Consider the following 17,222-nt stretch of genomic DNA (forward strand, 5'->3'; position numbering starts at 1 on the left):
TATCTACTGTCTGAAGGGACATTGTTTACAGTCCCTATTCCTTTGGAGGAAAAAACAAATATTTCCCCCTAATTCTTCCTATACTGATGACTATATGGATTAAATGGAGTGAAATAAGAAACGGAGTAGTCCAAATTTATCATCTCACTATATTCAAAAACGGTGCCATTCTGCAGAATTCCTCTATTAAAAATCTTCATAGCAGCTGTACCTTTTTTGCAATTAAGCAGCTCGGCATCTTCTTTACTGACATTTATAGCACTATAGGTAGTAATAAAATGAGAGATTTGATAGCCACATTGCTGGACATACTCATGAACGGAGTTTTTTACTGCTTCCTCCTCTAAATCTGGGAAATAGGCACAAGGAAGTCTTGTTGTTTCTATTTGCATTTTTTGAAAATCCACAATACGAACGCGTTTATACTCCCATACTTTTGTTTTTTTACCACTTAAGTCAAATATTTTTTCTAATGCATGATCTGCCTCTATTTTTTTAAAATAGATAATTTTTGATTGGATATCTTTAAACTTTCTTTCTGTGAGTGAATTATATATTAAAGGGCTTTTATATCGTGTTTCCTTTACAAAAATTCCTGAACCCTGAATAACTTTTACACACCCTATATTCACAAGCTTTTTTAGTGCTTCACGAATAGTGTATCTTGATACATCATAATGTTTTGCCAGTTCTCTTTCCGTTGGGATCTTTTCGCCGGCTTTGTATTTATTTTGATAAATCTTACTTAAAATATCTTCTGCTATAAAGTCTCTTTTTTTCATCATTATTACCTCTCAAACAGAATAGGTTTCATCCGCCCCATCATTCTAACATATATTTATTTCTTAAAAATAAAAGAAAGAGACAGATCCCTTTTACTAAGACCTCTCTCTTAACTTCTATTATGGTGTATGAATAGCACCGTTTGGTATTCGTGCTTGTGTCCACTCATGTTTACGATAGATAACAGGGTATTCCTTCACCATTTCCTCATCAAATTCTACGCCAATTCCCACTCTTTCAATTGGGTAAATATAACCTTCATGCACTTTTACCGAATGCGGGAACATTTTCATTGTCGTTTCATCTGGTTCCTGAATCTCTTGAATAGCCGCGCTATGAAGATGAATATTTAAATGCGTATTTACCGCCACCCCAATTGGCGTCATATCAGAAGGCCCATGCCACGCAATGCGTACACCAAAATTTTCACAAAGAGCAGCTAGCTTAAGTGCTGGGGTAATTCCACCAATTTGGGAAACATGACATCGTATATAATCAATTTGTCGATTAACGATTAGATTTCTCCATTCCATTGGATTATTAAAAAGTTCTCCCGTCGCAATAGGTGTCGTACATTGTGCTTTTAGTTGGGAAAGCCATTCATTTTGATCAGGCGGCAAAATATCTTCTAAGAAATAAAGCTTATATGGTTCCAGTTCTTTTGCCAACTGAAGGGCTTGATTTGGAAATAACCGTTCATGAACATCGTGTAAGAAGTGAATAGAATAGCCATATTTTTCACGAAGTGCCTTAAACATGGTAATGACATCTGTCATATAAATATCTGGATCAAAATATTCCCCTTCACTTAGTTCGTTCGTCAAATGCATTTTTTGATTTTTCCCACCATATTTTCCTAACTGGCAACGAATATGACGATATCCCTTTTGGATTAACTCATCTACATTGGCAAAAAGTTCATCAAGTGTTAATCCGTCTGCATGGGTATATGCGGCAATCGCATTTTTAGATTTTCCGCCTAGCAATTGATAAAGAGGCATATTAGCAAGCTTTGCTTTTATATCCCATAAGGCCATGTCGATGCCGGCAATCGCATTATTCATTACCGGTCCATTGCGCCAATAGGAATTGACCATCATCATCTGCCATAAATCTTCAATATTATTGGCATCTTTATTTAATAGTAAAGGTTTAAGATATTCGTCAAGAATGGATTGAACTGCTAAAGGCCGCTGCTGAAAGGTTGCACATCCAAATCCGTAAATCCCTTTATCAGTTTCCACTTTCACGACAACTAAATTATGCCGATGTGGATTGGTTACAAAAGATTTTATATCTGTTATGATTGTCGGTTCCACCAAAATCTCCTTCTCTCTTTGCTTCTTCTTGTCAAATCAAAGCCAATTAATACTTAAATTTAAACATAGGAAAAATGAAGCGTCAATTTGGTTAGGCAAGTCATAATATAGCGTTAATTTACCATACCAATTTTATAAAAAAATCGAATAAACGCCTTATTTTATAAGGATTTCTTCATTTTTTTGGTTTTTTTAAACCGTTTTCAAAAATGAAAGAGCTGTGCTATGATTTCCTTGTCAAATCAAAGTGCAGTTATACGTTTTCCGCATTTATGTAAAAGGAAAGGATGCTATGAAACTATGAGGGAAAAAGACACGATTTCAAAGATCATTGAATATGTTGGCGGTAACAGTAATATAAAAAAAGTTTGGCATTGTATGACTCGTTTACGCTTCGATTTATATGACCAGTCGTTAATAAAAAGAGAGCAAATAAAACAACTGGATGGAGTAATCGGAGAACAATTACAAAGCGATCAATACCAAATCATTATTGGTACGCATGTGCAAAAATTTTATACAGCAATCATCGATGAGTTAGGAATAGATGAGGATAAGTCAGAAGCACAAGAGGGTGACAAGAAAAAAGGAGTTTTTGGCAGATTACTAGATGTTGTTTCAGGTGTTTTCGGACCAATAGTTCCTGCTATTGCCGGAGCTGGAATGATAAAGGGGATATTGGCTGGACTCATTGCTTTAAATATTCTTTCCAAGGAAAGTGAAACTGTCACTATTTTAGATTTAGTTGCAAGCGGTGTCTTTTACTTTCTACCATTCTTTTTAGCAGCATCAGCAGCAAAAATCTTTAAAACCAATCAATACTTAGCTATTGCCATCGCTGGAGGACTGATGTATCCAACCTTATTGGATGCAGCTAAATTAGGAGAAATTAGTCAATTTCAATTTATCGGGTTACCGATTCCAGTTATTAATTATTCTGGTACAGTTATACCTGTTATCCTTTCGGTTTGGGCGTTAAGTCATATTCACAAATGGGTGGATCGTTTCATGCCAAATGTTTTACGCACGGTATTTACACCTACGTTGGCTCTATTTATTGCTATTCCTTTTTCTTTAATTGTCACAGGACCATTGGGTGGTTATGTCGGTAAGGCATTGGCTTATGTTATTGAACTTTTATTTGATATTTCGCCTATAGTAGCTGGTGTTGTAATGGGAGGAGCAAGACCCATTGAAATTGTATTCGGAGTGCATCATGCTATCACGCCAATCGCCCTGCAAAACTTCGCCGATAAAGGTTATGATATGTTAATGCCAATGATGTTTATGACCAATATGGCAATTGCTGGAGCAACCTTTGCTATGTTCTTTAAAGCAAAAAATAAAATGGAGAAATCGATTATCATTTCTGCAACTATATCAGCACTACTCGGCATTACAGAACCTGCTTTATTCGGTGTATTAATTAAAAATAAAAAAGCATTTATTGCATGTACAATCGGAAGTGCCATTGCTGCAACCTTCTTTGCCGCTGCTGGAGTGAGAATATATGGCTATATCCTTTCTAGTATCGTAAGTCTAGTTGCCTATGTTGGTCCTTACTTCCCATATGCGATAGCTGGAATTATTATTGCCATCGGAACCGCTTTCTTGATTGCCTACTTTACGATTAAAAAAGCTGATACTAATGATGTAAATGAGCCTGTTTCTGATACACAGAAGCTTTAAATGCTAGCTACTAAAATAGCTCAGACTGTCGATAAACTCCTAATTCGGTAATTAGGAGTTTGTCTTAGTTTATAAATATACATTCTTTTAAATAAGAGATGATTTCCGTTGCAGGGGTTCGCTTTCCGTGGGGCTCGCGCTGAGCCGCTTCGGCCTAAAGGCCTGCAGGGTCTCAGACTGTCTCGCAGATCCCACAGGAGTCTCACCCCTTCCACTCCAATCAATGCATAATAATTCCATTTACATTTCCTAAATGCCTTTTGTCTTCAATCTGAGCTGTCTCTAAAAAGAGACAGCTATTAATCATAAGAATGTATAGTACAATTAAAATATGTATCAATTAATGAAAGATTTCTTATCTCTCACAAGCATACCCATCCTTATCCCTATCCATTTTAGACTGATAAGCAGGATGAGAGCTTGGTACCCCATTTGGATAGACAGATCTTAATTCCGTACAATTAGCAAAATTATTATTGCTTGAATTAACAGTAGAAGCAGTTGCATTATTATTTTTTGAACTAGCAGTACTGCCAGAATTCGAAGCTTTCGTTGAAGAATTTGATGGTGTATTCGCCGCAGCCACTTTGTCTTCTAAGTTATTTACTTTTTCTTCAAGCTCCTTCTTTTCACTTTCTAAGTTAGCAATTTTTTCTTCTTGTGATTTTTTATATTCTGCAAATTCCTTTTCTTGATTCTTGCTATCAGAGAGCTTAGCTTTTGTATCACTTAGCTCAGTTGTAAGTTTTTCTTTATCTGATTCTAGTTCTACGACTTTATTTTCAAGCTCTTTTGCTTTTGTTTTTAATTCCTTTACTTTTGACTCTAATTTGCTATTCTTTCCATTTGCCTCTTGTAATTGTCCTTGAGTTCCTGTATCAAGAAAAGAAGCCGAAAGAATCATTAATAAGAAACCACCAATTAAGGAAAAATAAAATATTTTCTTTGAAAGAATTGGATTTCTGCCTCTCACCTTGTTAAGTAAATAGATAACGAAATAAATAAGCGCAAATACCATTAATAATAATCCTATAAGTCCTAAGCCAATCATGCTGTCCTCCAAAAAATTATATTTAGGAGTCTCTTCCTATAACTTGAAAAGTAGTCATTAAGAAGTAAATCCCACCAATTTACTATCGGTAGTTTTTCCTATATTTCTATAAAATTCTTTCGACAAAGTCTGCATATTCCTTTAATTTTACTATCTCAATACAAAAAACTCCGATCTCACAAAACCAATATAACGCAGATTTGATGAGATGGGAGCCTCTTTGATTTGCATCTACTTCTCTTAAACAACTACTCGTTAATCTATAGGCAAAAGTTATAGCGTAATACTATCATTTTTAGATACTTTCATAAATATTAAGAGAGAGAGAACTGTTATTATCGTTAATATTGTAGACAGTGCTGCTGCAATACCATAATTCCCCCGAATTACCTCCGTATAAATTGCTACTGTCATTGTTTTGGTATTCACCGTATATAGCAATATGGACGTAGAAAGCTCTGAAAGCATGGTAATCCAGCTCAATATTGCTCCAGAGATAATGCCAGGCAACATCATTGGAACGGTTATTTTGATAAAAGTATTTAACCGGCTACTGCCTAAACTTTCAGCCGCTTCCTCAATAGAAGGTGGAATTTGCTGTAAGGAGGCTACTGATGATCTTATCGTATACGGCAATCTTCTAATAGATAAAGAAATAACCATAATAAACGCTGTACCAGTAATTGCGATTATTCCACTTCCACCTATTCCCGTATTAAATGATGCTAATAAGGCTATTCCTAAAACAGTGCCAGGAACAATATAAGGAATCATACTTAAACTATCAATCAATGATGTAAATAGGTTACGTTTCCTTACCGCCAAATAAGAAATAAAGATAGCAAAAATAACTACTATTACTAGGGCTAAGAAAGGTATCCTTATCGTGTTAATTATCGCTGATCCCATTCTATCCCATGCTTCTATATAACTATTAAAAGAATATCCCTCTTGAAATACCATCCCTTTTGTATTTAAAAACGAGGTATACATCAGGTAAAATTGTGGCAGCATCGCAATAAATACAATGCCATAAACTACTATATAAACAAAAAGTTTCTTAAATCCTTTCATACTTTTGGGCTGCACAGGGTGAAGCGAACTCATACTAAAAGAGTTTTTATTGGACACATACTTCTGAATTAAAAATATTACTAAGGCAATAACAATTGCAATAATAGCTAAAGAAGCTGCAAATGCTGCATTTCCTCCTACCTCACTAATGAACTGCGTATAAATTAACACCGGGAAAGTTCGATAACCTTCTCCAATTAACATCGGGGTTCCAAAATCAGAAAACGCCCGCATAAAAACTAGTAAAGCTCCTGCTAAAATGGTAGGAATCAACAGTGGTAATAACACTTTGAAAAACCGAGCTATTCCTGTACATCCCATACTCTCAGCTGCTTCTAAAATCGAATTATCAATACTCTTGAAGGCACCCGTAACATATAAGAAAATCAGCGGGAACAACTGCAAAGTAAAAACTAGGGTTATTCCAGAAAATCCGTAAATATCAAATGGAGGAAAATGAAGATATTCCACTAAAAATTTAGTAATGACTCCATTTCTTCCTAATAATAGGATCCATGAGTAGGCACCAATAAAGGGTGCTGACATGGAAGCTATAATAATTAATACTTGCAGCACTTTTTTTCCTTTAAACTGAAACATAGAAAATAAATAAGCTAAAGTTATTCCAATTACTAATGCAAAGAACGTTGCAGAAATAGAAACTTTAAAACTATTGATTAATGTTTCCGAGTAGTAACTTTTAGAGAAAAACTCAACAAAGTATTTTAATGAAAAGGAACCATTTATAAATAACGCTTGTATTAAAATCATTAATACCGGATATATAAGGAAAACGGTATACGTAAGAAGGATAAATAAGGAGGATCCGGTCCAAATATTAAATTTAAACTTGTTTCTCATTATTTACACCCCCAATAAATTACGTGAACCATCATCAGTAAATATATTGATTTTTTGTTTATTTATCGCCAGCCAGACTTCATCCCCAGCCTTCAAATCCTCTTCAAATGTTGACTCTTCACTTACTTGAATATTTTCTCCTGTATCCAGATGAATGAAATATTCCGTATTCATTCCTAGGTAGACACTATCAGTTATTACGCCACGAATAGTATCAGGATTTTGCTTTGTTCTTACATATTCCTCTGGTCTAATACTCACTCTAACTCTTTGACTATGTTCGCTGGCTAGTTCATCAAAGGGAAGATTAAAACCATTTTCGAACTCTATTGTGGCACTATCTCCAGTGGAAACTAGTTTCGCTTCTTGTATATTAGTTCTCCCAATAAAGGTAGCAACAAATTCATTAGCAGGGCGGTGATATAATTCTTTCGGACTTCCAATTTGCTGAATTACTCCATTATTCATAACAGCAATCTGATCTGAAATTGCCATGGCTTCTTCTTGATCATGGGTAACATATACGGTTGTTATTCCCACTTCTCTTTGGATATCCCTAATAGCTTGGCGCATATCAAGTCTTAATTTAGCATCTAAGTTACTTAGCGGTTCATCCATCAGTAGTACATCAGGATTTATTGCTAATGCACGTGCTAGCGCAACACGCTGCTGTTGTCCACCACTTAATTTTTCTGGTTTCCGCTCACTATATTGCTCAATTTGCATTAATTTCAAATATTGAGTCGTCCTCTGTTGGATTTCCTCTTTCGTAAGTTTTCTTTGTTTTAAACCAAATTCTACATTTTCTCTTACCGTTAAATGAGGAAAGATTGCGTAGTTTTGAAATACCATTCCGATATTTCTTTTACTTGGTTCTTTATCATTTATTCTGTTCTCATTAAAATAGAAGTTTCCTCCTTCTATTGAATTAAAACCAGCTATCATTCTCAGTAAGGTTGTTTTCCCACATCCAGATGGACCTAATAGGGTAAATAAAGATCCATCTTTTATGTTCAGGGTTAGATCTGGAATTACCGCTACTCCTCCATATTCCTTTTTGGCATGCTCTATATTAATAAAACTCATTCTCTTTCACCTCCTGGCCTCTCATTATTTAGATTGAATATCAACAAATATTTCATTATAATGTTGGACAATTTCATCCTTATGCTTAATAACATATTCATAGTCTTCTGTTAATGTCTTAATATCTGCAAGCGGCTTCATATTTTCTCCGATTTCTACATCATCTCTAACTGGTCTATTAGTTGTTGATTTTGCTAGTACCTCTTGAACATCTTTAGAAATAATGAAATCAAGGAATTTTTTCGCATTATCCATATTTTTGGCATTTTTTACAACCGCTGAGTTTGCAGGTAAGAAAACCGTACCTTCTTCTGGATAAATAATTTCAACATTCGCTCCATCATTCAATAACTTCACTGTCGGATCTTCATAAGATAACCCAACTGCCATCTCTCCATCTGCCACTGTTTTATATACATTACTAGAACTAGAGTTGATTTTTCCATCTATATTTGTAAAGAGATCTTCTACATAATTCCAGGCATCATCTGAATCATATCCGCCCTTTGCAAGTAAAATATTCGTTAATTGAGAAAATGCACTTGATGAATTAACTGGATCAGCTGTAGAGATTTTTCCTTTTAACTCGGGATTCAATAAATCAGCATATCCTTTAATATCCATTCCTTTTGTCAGATCTTTATTTACAACAAGTACACTTCCATCTAAAGTAAATGGAGTAGAATATCCATTAGTATTACGATATTCCTCTATTACGTTTTCGTTTTCAGCAGAAACATATTCTTCGAATAATTCTCCATGAAGAGCATAAGTAGTATAGGTTCCTCCAAACATTACATCCGCCACTGGAGAGTCTTTTTCGCTTTCCAACTTTTTGAATAACTCTCCTGTACCAGCTTGAATTAACTCAACCTTGATTCCATATTTTTCTTCAAATGCAGGGATTGTCGCATTAATTAACCCTTCTGAATTTGGTGTGTAAATAACTAATTTATCCGATGCTCCTTCTCCCGCTTTCTCTTCAGATGAACAAGCAGTTAGTGCTAATACACCCACAACTACTAAAATGAACATTTTCCAATATCTTTTCATTTATTATCCTCTCCTTATCATTGATATGTTTAGGATAATATATAAGCAAACGCTTTCAAATGGTACTATTCTATAAATTCAGAGAAAATTCTACACTACTTTCTCTCCAAAAATTCAGTACAAGTATATCCTGTGTATTTCTTAAACACTTGATTAAAATACTTATAATCAGTGAAACCAACTTTTTCAGCTATTTGATAAATTTTATACTCTCCGCGTTGAACCTCTTCAATTGATTTTTTTATTCGATATTGATTCAGGTATTCATTAAAAGTTTGTTTGGTTTCCTCTTTAAATTTCTTATAAAGAAGAGATGAGCTATATCCCAGTTCATTTGACACTGCATTAAAAGTAAACTTTTTTGCGTAATTTTTCTCAATATATTGAATCATCTGCTTAACTAAATGATCATAATGACCCTCAAAAGATGAATGTGCTAACCCCTTAATCATATCGTCTATTTTCTGCTTTTCCTTTTGTTCCAGTTTCAATATATCTACCATTGACCCTGCTTTTCTGATAGCTTCTTTTAATTCTGATTCATTTATCGGTTTTACAATAAATTCAACTGCGTCATAAGAAATTGCCTTTTTTGCATTAGGAAAATCATTATATCCCGAGACAATAATTTTTGAAAAAATAAGATATTTTGTTTCTTCAAGCATTTGAAAGGCATTTTTTCTTGGCATATTAATATCTGTAATGACAATATCAGGCTTTAGTTCATTTATAAGTTCAATTCCTTCTTCCCCATCACTTGCTTCTCCAATTACTACGCAATTAACTGATTCATAATCAAAACCATAACGCAGCCATTTTCTTATTAACTTTTCATCTTCAATAATGAGAACTCTGTACACTTTTCTCTCACTCCCTGATTTTCATAATTACAGTCGTATGTTCCCCAGGACTTTTTACTTTGAAGTAAGAATTTGGGTACATTAATAATAATCTTCTCTTTGCATTATATAGGCCATGATGGTTCCCACTTTTCTTAAATACATTTGAATTTACTTTAACTAACGTACTATCATCTATACCTCCTCCATTATCGCTTATTTGTATCGTCAAACTTTCCCCAGTTCTGAGGATATTAATTGATAAATGTAAATCGCTTCTATCTCTAAATCCATATTTGATACTATTTTCTACTATTGGCAAAATTAACAATTTCGGAATGAGGAATTCCTCTGTTTGTTCCTCTATCGTTATGTCAAACGTAAATCGCTCAAACCGTTCTTTGCAAATTTCCAAATAGTTTTTAATATAAAGCATATCGGTTTTAATGGCTGCTACTTCATTCATTTTGGAAATGCTATATCTCAAAATGGTATTTAGATTTAAGATTAATTTGTTAGCTAATTCTGTATCATAATAAGTTGCTACTCGTATCGTTTCCAATGTATTATACAGAAAGTGAGGATTAAATTGCGCCTCTAGCATTTTGCGTTCTGAGATGACATTTTCCTTTAGTAAAGAAATGTTATTTTGATTTAATTCCTCTAATTCATCGAGCATTTGATTTATATTTTCACTCAAAAATTGGAATTCATCTTTTGACTCTATCTTAAAGCGATAGTTTTTATTATTTGTTACTTTTTTCATTTCATTGGATATAAATTCCACATATCTAGAATTATTGTAAGCAATCTTTTTAGAGGAATAACGAGAAAAAAGTAATAAAAAGAAAACCAAAATCATGACGATGCTAAACGAAAAGCGCCATAATATGTTTAGTGATTCTAATTTTTTATAAACAATTAAATTCATATTTGATTCCAGCAGTCTATGTTTGGAGTAATAGTTCCCTTCTTCACTTTGGAAATTTCCATCCCTTACTTCTGAACTTACTTTTTCTAAAGATCCTTTTAAAAATTCGAATGAGCTACTGGAGAAAACATTATGATAATTATCATACAGTAGATATTGGGTTCCATTTCCTGAAGAGTTTTGCAGAAAATCATTTCCATTCATTAAAAAGGCAGCATATCCAATCGTATAGGAATCCTCCTTTATCTTTTTTAAAGATAATAAGGTATGCTCTCTTTGAGGAGTCATAAATATCCGACGTATAACTTTTTCCTCTAATGGATTATTATCCACTACCGTATTTAAGAAATAGATCAACCTAATATCTTCTTTCTTCTCACTATCAAATAATAAATTTTTATTTTTATCCAATAATAATAACCGAATTCTGACATTCCTTTCCTTTCTGCTTAGAAGGTGATAATACTCTTCATATAAATCTCTATCAGTTAATTTTCCATCTACATATCTTGCAAATATGGTTTCGCTGTACATTTCTAAATTTTCATCAAGGTAACTAGTTATACTTTTATACTGTTTAGTAATCCTTTCCCTTTCTTCTGTTATTTCTTGGTTGATTGAATAGTAATAGTAGCCAAATAGTCCTCCAAAAATCACCAAGGAAGCCAGCGAGATAGTAATAAGCGAACTTACCATAATTTCCTTTCGTAATCTATCTTTAAATTTAAACGTTTTCAAAAAATGATTCACCCACCTTTCTCTACTAACTCCTTATTGTTACGACTACTTTACCAAGATAATTAAAAATTGGAAAGGTAATTTGAAAAACGATACTCACAAACTATTAAATACCAAAAACAGCAGAAGAGACAATTCAAGATAAATAGGATTGTTCTATGCGAATTATATGACTTTCAGGATCATATTGTAAGTCGCATATTAATGAATTCTTCACCATATAAGATAAAAAGAAGCATAGATTTCTTTTCACTTTTTTTGCTTAGTCATTTATGTAAATAAAAACAGAAGATATCAATAGGAATCATTGATACCTTCTGTTATAAATACTCTACTATTTATTGCGCCTTGCGCACTTTTGCAAATAATATTGTTAAAAGGAATGGGACGATTATTACAATGGCCATTCCAATAAAGAATGCTCCCCAATTATTAGGGAAAATGGACAGGAATCCTGGCAAGCCGCCTACTCCTATTGAAGGTGCTTTTACTGCTTGGATAGAAATAAAAGCACCAGCTATAGCAGATCCAATAATGGCCGAAATAAAGGCAAAGCGGAAGCGCAGATTAACACCAAACAACGCTGGCTCCGTAACACCAAGATACGCGGAGATAGCTGAAGTTACTGACAAACTCTTTAATTTTTCATCTTTTAATATAAACAACATGGCAAGTGCTGCTGACCCTTGAGCAATATTGGATAAAGCAACCATCGGCCATAGAAATGTTCCTCCAGTGCTTCCGATCAACTGCAAATCTACTGCTAAGAAGGTATGATGCATACCAGTAATAACAAGCGGTGCATATAATCCGCCGTATATTAATCCACCTAAAATTGGCGCAAAATCAAAGATTGCTACAACTCCATCTGTAATCATGTTTCCGATAAAAAATGTGATTGGACCTATTGCAATAAATGATACAAAACCAGTTACAAGTAAAGCAATAGGTGCTACGAATAACATTTGAAAGGAATCTGGGATTCTGTTTCTTAAGAAAATTTCTAACTTAGCTAAAACATAGGAAGCAAGCAGGACTGGTAAAACTTGACCTTGATAGCCAACCTTTTCTACTTCTAAGCCAAAAATGTTCCATGTCGGTATTTCTTCTGCCTTTCCATATCCCCATGCATTCAATAAATCAGGATGAACGAGCATTAATCCAAGCACAATCCCTAATAAAGGACTGCCGCCAAATCTAGTCATTGCAGACCAGCCGATTAAACCAGGTAAAAAAGTAAACGCTGTATTAGCTATTAAATTGATAATACTAGCAAAGTCTGCCCATTGTGGATACGCTTGAACCACCGATTGCTCAAAAAAGATACCTTCACCTGTTAAGACATTATTGATTCCCATTAGTAAACCAGCTGTTACAATCGCAGGCAAAATCGGAATAAATATATCAGCTAACATTTTTACAGCACGCTGTAATGGATTTAAATTTTGTTCTGAGGCTTTTTTGACATCATCCTTCGACCCTTCGGATGCACCCGTTTGATTGATTAACTCTTTATAAACCTTCTCCACCGTACCTGGACCAATTACTACTTGAAATTGACCATTTGTCGAAAAAGACCCTTTCACTAAATCTAATGATTCAAGCTTCTCTTTATCTACTTTTGCTTCATCTGCTAATGCAAATCGTAATCTGGTCACACAGTGCGTTGCAGCATAAATATTCTCTTTGCCGCCAATCGCTTCAATTATATTACTAACCTGCTGTTTATCTATGCTCATTTCTTACGTCCTCCTATTCTATGATGAAAGTAAATTCTATTCCAATACTAATAAAAACGTTTGCAAATCTTGTCGAATCTTGTATATACATGTCATAAAACTAATGATATAGATGTATATACAAGTTGTCAATAAAAAGGATAATACGTTTACAATAGTATTTTTTTCCATTAGATTAGAGAAATAAATCCTATTAGTAGTCCTAACACAAGCAGAAGATTAAGTAAGTAGAATAGTATTTTATTTGTTGATGATATTAAAACCTGCCAACCTTCCATAGCTGAATGGAGAAGATATTAATTCTTTTCTGTAGTATTTCAGGTATGTTTCAATAGTTTGAGTTTGGAAAGCAAATACTTACAATGGACCATTAGCCATCAGCTGTTTATGTCAAAGGAGTAGTAAAATATAGGAGAAATTACTGGAAAAAGGCTTCCCATTATGGCAAAGATGAGAGGATTCTAGCCTAAATGGGGTTTTATCAGTCAAATCTGTTGGGTTTTCAGGTAAACTTCTGTTTTATCAGCCAAAGTTAGGGGCTTTTCAGCCAAACTTCGATTTTATCAGCCAAAGTTAGGGGCTTTTCAGCCAAACTTCGATCTTATCAGCCAAAGCTAGGGGCTTTTCAGCCAAACTTCGATTTTATCAGCCAAAGCTAGGGGCTTTTCAGCCAATCTTCATTTTTATCAGCCAAAACTGGGGGCTTTTCAGCCAATCTTCATTTTTATCAGCCAAAGTTAGGGGCTTTTCAGCCAATCTTCTGTTTTATCAGCCAAACCCGCTGACTTTTCAGCCAATCTTCATTTTTATCAGCCAAAACTGGGGGCTTTCAGCCAAACTTCTGTTTTATCAGCCAAAGTTAGGGGCTTTTCAGCCAAACTTCGATCTTATCAGCCAAAGCTAGGGGCTTTTCAGCCAATCTTCATTTTTATCAGCCAAAACTGGGGGCTTTTCAGCCAATCTTCATTTTTATCAGCCAAAGCTAGGGGCTTTTCAGCCAATCTTCATTTTTATCAGCCAAAACTGGGGGCTTTTCAGCCAAACTTCTGTTTTATCAGCCAATCTCACTGGCTTTTCAGCTAAAGTCGAATTTTTTCAGCCAACATCAGTTTTCCTTAAAGCTTACATAATTAACATAAACACTTAATAAGGCTGATTCCTTCCTTCTTTTACCCTTTTCGGCATTACATTATTCTTAAAAATAAAAGCAAAAAGACTGTTCTATCATGTAGAAACAGTCCTTCGCTTTCCATAATGGGAGATTCCTTATCCACGTAGTCCCTATTAATGTATAATCTCGCTTGCTTTTGCCTTTTCTGTCATTTTTCTTGTTCCATTTGCTAATGGCTTTTTTAAAAATAGAGCAATAATCAAAGCAATTACACTAAAGACTATAAGCATACTGATTGAAAATAGTACTTTTTCCTTTACCATCCCACCTACGGTTTCTCTTAACAGGTTGATCGCATGTGTAAATGGTAGGTAAGGATTAATTTTTTGGAAAAAAGGTGGTGCAACCTGAATAGGAAAAGTCCCTCCAGAACCAGATAGCTGCAATACAAGAAAAATAATCGCTAATCCCTTACCTAAGTTGCCAAAAACAGAAACTAATGTGTAAACAATTGTCATAAATACTAAGCTGATAAACATGCTGAACAATACGAATGCAACTGGTTCAGCTACATATGCCTTTAAGATAAACATATCTCCTAGTGTCACAATCAAGCTTTGACATAATCCAATTGTGACAAAGGTGAGCCATCTGCCAAAGTATACTTGGTTCGGTGTGTAAATCCCCTCAGGATCTCGAACATCCACGCGTAATAAAGAAATGAGCAGCAAGGCACCAACCCATAAACTCAAGGTTGTATAAAAAGGCGAATTCGCTGATCCATAATTAGGAATAGGAAATAAAGAATTTTCATTTAATACAATCGGATCTGATATAAAGTCACTTTCTTGTTGTATATCATTTTTCAACAAGGAAATAATTTCCCCTAAATCATATTCATCTTCAAATTTCCGAATAGAATCTGCCGTTTTAGTCAACGTCGCTTCTAAATTTGGCAATTCATTTTGTACCATATCTGCCGCTTTATGAACAGCATCTTCCACTCTAGGTAAATCCGTCTTAATAAATGCAGCTACTTTAGAAATATCTTGTTCAGCCGCGGGAAGATCATTACGAACAAAGTTTGCTGCTTCATGAAACTTCTCTTTCAGACTCGGAAAAGATTTTTGATAAAATTCTGCGGCATCATTAATGCCTGCTAAAACTTTGTCCATATTTTTCTTGATAAGGTTTGTTGCTTCATGAATCTTCTTTTCTATTGTAGGTAAGTCAGAATGAAGCTTTGTTAATTCTTCTTGCGCAAAGGCAAGTGACTCATCCGTATTTTTTAATATCTCTTCTAGCTTTGGTATATTCGCCTGTGCACTTTCCAAATCATTCATTGCATTTTGAGCCGAATCCTTTATCCCCTCTATAGCACGATGTATAGCTGGCTCTGTTTGCTTGTCATAACGATTCATTAGAGTAGTACTAAGCTCAATTGCCTCTTGCGACAACGCCAATAAACTGGATGCTTTCTCCTTATCCTCTGCTTGAATCGTATGTAGCAGCTTTTTTTCTTGCTGAAAATTGGTTTGTAATGCCTGTAAGTCTTTAATTTCAGACAAAAGAGCATCATCTCCATTTGGAGTTACACTATTTAGAGTAGTAAATAATGCAACGGAACGTGTTAAACTATCGATACTAGTTTGCACTTGTGCTTGCAAAGCTACTGCATTTGTTTTTGCTTCCTCTTCAGTAAGATTACCATTTTGAACTAATGCAGCAAATTGGTGAACAGCATCAGCCGTTTTCTGATGGAGAAGAAGATTTTGTTTATATACTGGCCCTACTGCATCGAGCGCTTGCCCATTTGCATCGATAAACGCCGGCAGTGTATCTGCTAATTGCTTCCCGTTATTTATCCCTTGTTCGATTTTCTCTAATGAACCACTTGCTGTTTCCAAAAATGACTGCATGTCTTCTACATTCGATAATGCTTTTGTTACCATTTCACTAATGTCAGAAAAATGAGCATCTAGCTCCATCACGCCATCCGCTAACTTTTGAATTTCTGGCGCCTTTTCCTGTAAGACTAGAATGCCTTCACCAACCTTATCTAGTTCCGGAAGCTTTTCTTCTAATAACAGGATATTTTTACTCGCTTCATTAATATCTGGAAAAGCTGCTTCTAATGTTAAAATTTTTTGTGCTTGCTTATTGATTTCAGGCAACTTACCTTCCAGTGTTACTACTTTTTCTCCTAATTCATTTATTTTCGGAACTTCTTTTTCTAATGCGAAAATTTTCTCTTCTATATTTCTAATCGTCGGCAATTCTTCTTCCAGCTTAATTCCAGCATCATTAAATACACTCAATACGGATTCACTTACCGTATGAATAAAGTTTTCCTTTACTTGCTGCACAATCGTCGAGGCACCAGTAGAAGTCATCTTTGGTGCGATTGCATTTAACTTTTCATTTACACTATAATCAATCTCTGGTTTTACTTGTTTGTCCTCTAAAATAGTTGCAATCTTAGCGGAAAAATCATGAGGGATGTACAGGCTTGCATAATACTCTCCTTTCGTAACACCCTCCTTCGCTTTTTCTTTACTTACAAATTCCCAGCCAAGCTTATCATTTTTCTTTAAGCTTGAAACAATTTCATCGCCAATATTGACGGAGGAATCGCGAATAACTGCTCCTTCGTCTTCACTTGTTACTGCAATTTTTATCCCACTCGTATTCGAATATGGATCCCATGAAGCCGCCAAATTAAACCAAGCATATAGAGATGGCAGCACCATTAAAGCCACAATTAGAAGTGCCGCAACAGGCGCCTTAAAAATACGAATCCAATCATTTCGGTAAATAGTAAAAACATTCTTCAAAAAAATCACCCTTCGTTAGTTTATGAAGATGAATAGAAAAGCATTCAGAGGAGCGATTCTTATAAAGTCTCAAACAAAAGCTTCCTCCTGAAATCCTTATCATCTTAATAACGG

10 protein-coding genes and 1 pseudogene are annotated in these 17,222 nt (G+C 34.7%); 1 reads left to right on the plus strand and 10 read right to left on the minus strand.

Going from position 1 to position 17,222, the window contains the following annotated elements; translation table 11 throughout:
- Nucleotides 1-68 precede the first annotated feature (68 nt).
- The gene (locus NSS71_RS15695) at nucleotides 69-785 is read right to left on the minus strand and encodes a GntR family transcriptional regulator (protein ID WP_235844466.1); all 717 of its coding nucleotides are present in this window, start codon (nucleotides 783-785) and stop codon (nucleotides 69-71) included.
- Nucleotides 786-902: 117 nt separating this feature from the next.
- Nucleotides 903-2,102 carry an enolase C-terminal domain-like protein gene (locus tag NSS71_RS15700; RefSeq protein ID WP_095320789.1) on the minus strand — a complete coding sequence of 400 codons (1,200 nt, stop codon included), beginning with the start codon at nucleotides 2,100-2,102 and terminating at the stop codon, nucleotides 903-905.
- 300 nt (nucleotides 2,103-2,402) lie between these two features.
- On the opposite strand from NSS71_RS15700, the gene NSS71_RS15705 reads away from it, so the two are divergent.
- The gene (locus NSS71_RS15705) at nucleotides 2,403-3,791 is read left to right on the plus strand and encodes a PTS transporter subunit EIIC (RefSeq protein ID WP_061798088.1); all 1,389 of its coding nucleotides are present in this window, start codon (nucleotides 2,403-2,405) and stop codon (nucleotides 3,789-3,791) included.
- A 355-nt stretch (nucleotides 3,792-4,146) separates the two neighbouring features.
- Here NSS71_RS15705 and NSS71_RS15710 read toward each other — a convergent pair.
- The 8 genes and pseudogenes from NSS71_RS15710 to NSS71_RS15745 all read right to left on the minus strand — a co-directional run.
- Nucleotides 4,147-4,260 (minus strand): annotated as a pseudogene (locus tag NSS71_RS15710) (excalibur calcium-binding domain-containing protein); the annotation flags it as partial.
- Between the two features lie 855 nt (nucleotides 4,261-5,115).
- Nucleotides 5,116-6,777: an ABC transporter permease gene (locus NSS71_RS15715; RefSeq protein ID WP_047944411.1), complete on the minus strand. Its 1,662-nt coding sequence runs from the start codon at nucleotides 6,775-6,777 to the stop codon at nucleotides 5,116-5,118.
- Nucleotides 6,778-6,780: 3 nt separating this feature from the next.
- Nucleotides 6,781-7,863, minus strand: coding sequence for an ABC transporter ATP-binding protein (locus NSS71_RS15720; RefSeq protein WP_047944412.1), 1,083 nt, complete (start codon nucleotides 7,861-7,863; stop codon nucleotides 6,781-6,783).
- 24 nt (nucleotides 7,864-7,887) lie between these two features.
- Complete coding sequence (locus NSS71_RS15725; protein ID WP_047944413.1) at nucleotides 7,888-8,916, minus strand: ABC transporter substrate-binding protein; 1,029 nt, start codon at nucleotides 8,914-8,916, stop codon at nucleotides 7,888-7,890.
- 95 nt (nucleotides 8,917-9,011) lie between these two features.
- Complete coding sequence (locus tag NSS71_RS15730; protein WP_047944414.1) at nucleotides 9,012-9,776, minus strand: response regulator transcription factor; 765 nt, start codon at nucleotides 9,774-9,776, stop codon at nucleotides 9,012-9,014.
- A gap of 7 nt (nucleotides 9,777-9,783) precedes the next feature.
- The gene (locus NSS71_RS15735) at nucleotides 9,784-11,424 is read right to left on the minus strand and encodes a sensor histidine kinase (protein ID WP_047944415.1); all 1,641 of its coding nucleotides are present in this window, start codon (nucleotides 11,422-11,424) and stop codon (nucleotides 9,784-9,786) included.
- A gap of 338 nt (nucleotides 11,425-11,762) precedes the next feature.
- Nucleotides 11,763-13,163, minus strand: coding sequence for a PTS system trehalose-specific EIIBC component (gene treP / locus NSS71_RS15740; protein ID WP_328283166.1), 1,401 nt, complete (start codon nucleotides 13,161-13,163; stop codon nucleotides 11,763-11,765).
- Between the two features lie 1,284 nt (nucleotides 13,164-14,447).
- Nucleotides 14,448-17,108 (minus strand): YhgE/Pip domain-containing protein, encoded by a 2,661-nt coding sequence (locus NSS71_RS15745; protein ID WP_047944417.1) that lies wholly within the window; start codon nucleotides 17,106-17,108, stop codon nucleotides 14,448-14,450.
- Nucleotides 17,109-17,222: the final 114 nt, after the last annotated feature.

This window comes from Niallia sp. FSL W8-0951 (genome assembly GCF_038006525.1).
GTDB classification, from domain to species: Bacteria; Bacillota; Bacilli; order Bacillales; family Cytobacillaceae; genus Niallia; species Niallia circulans.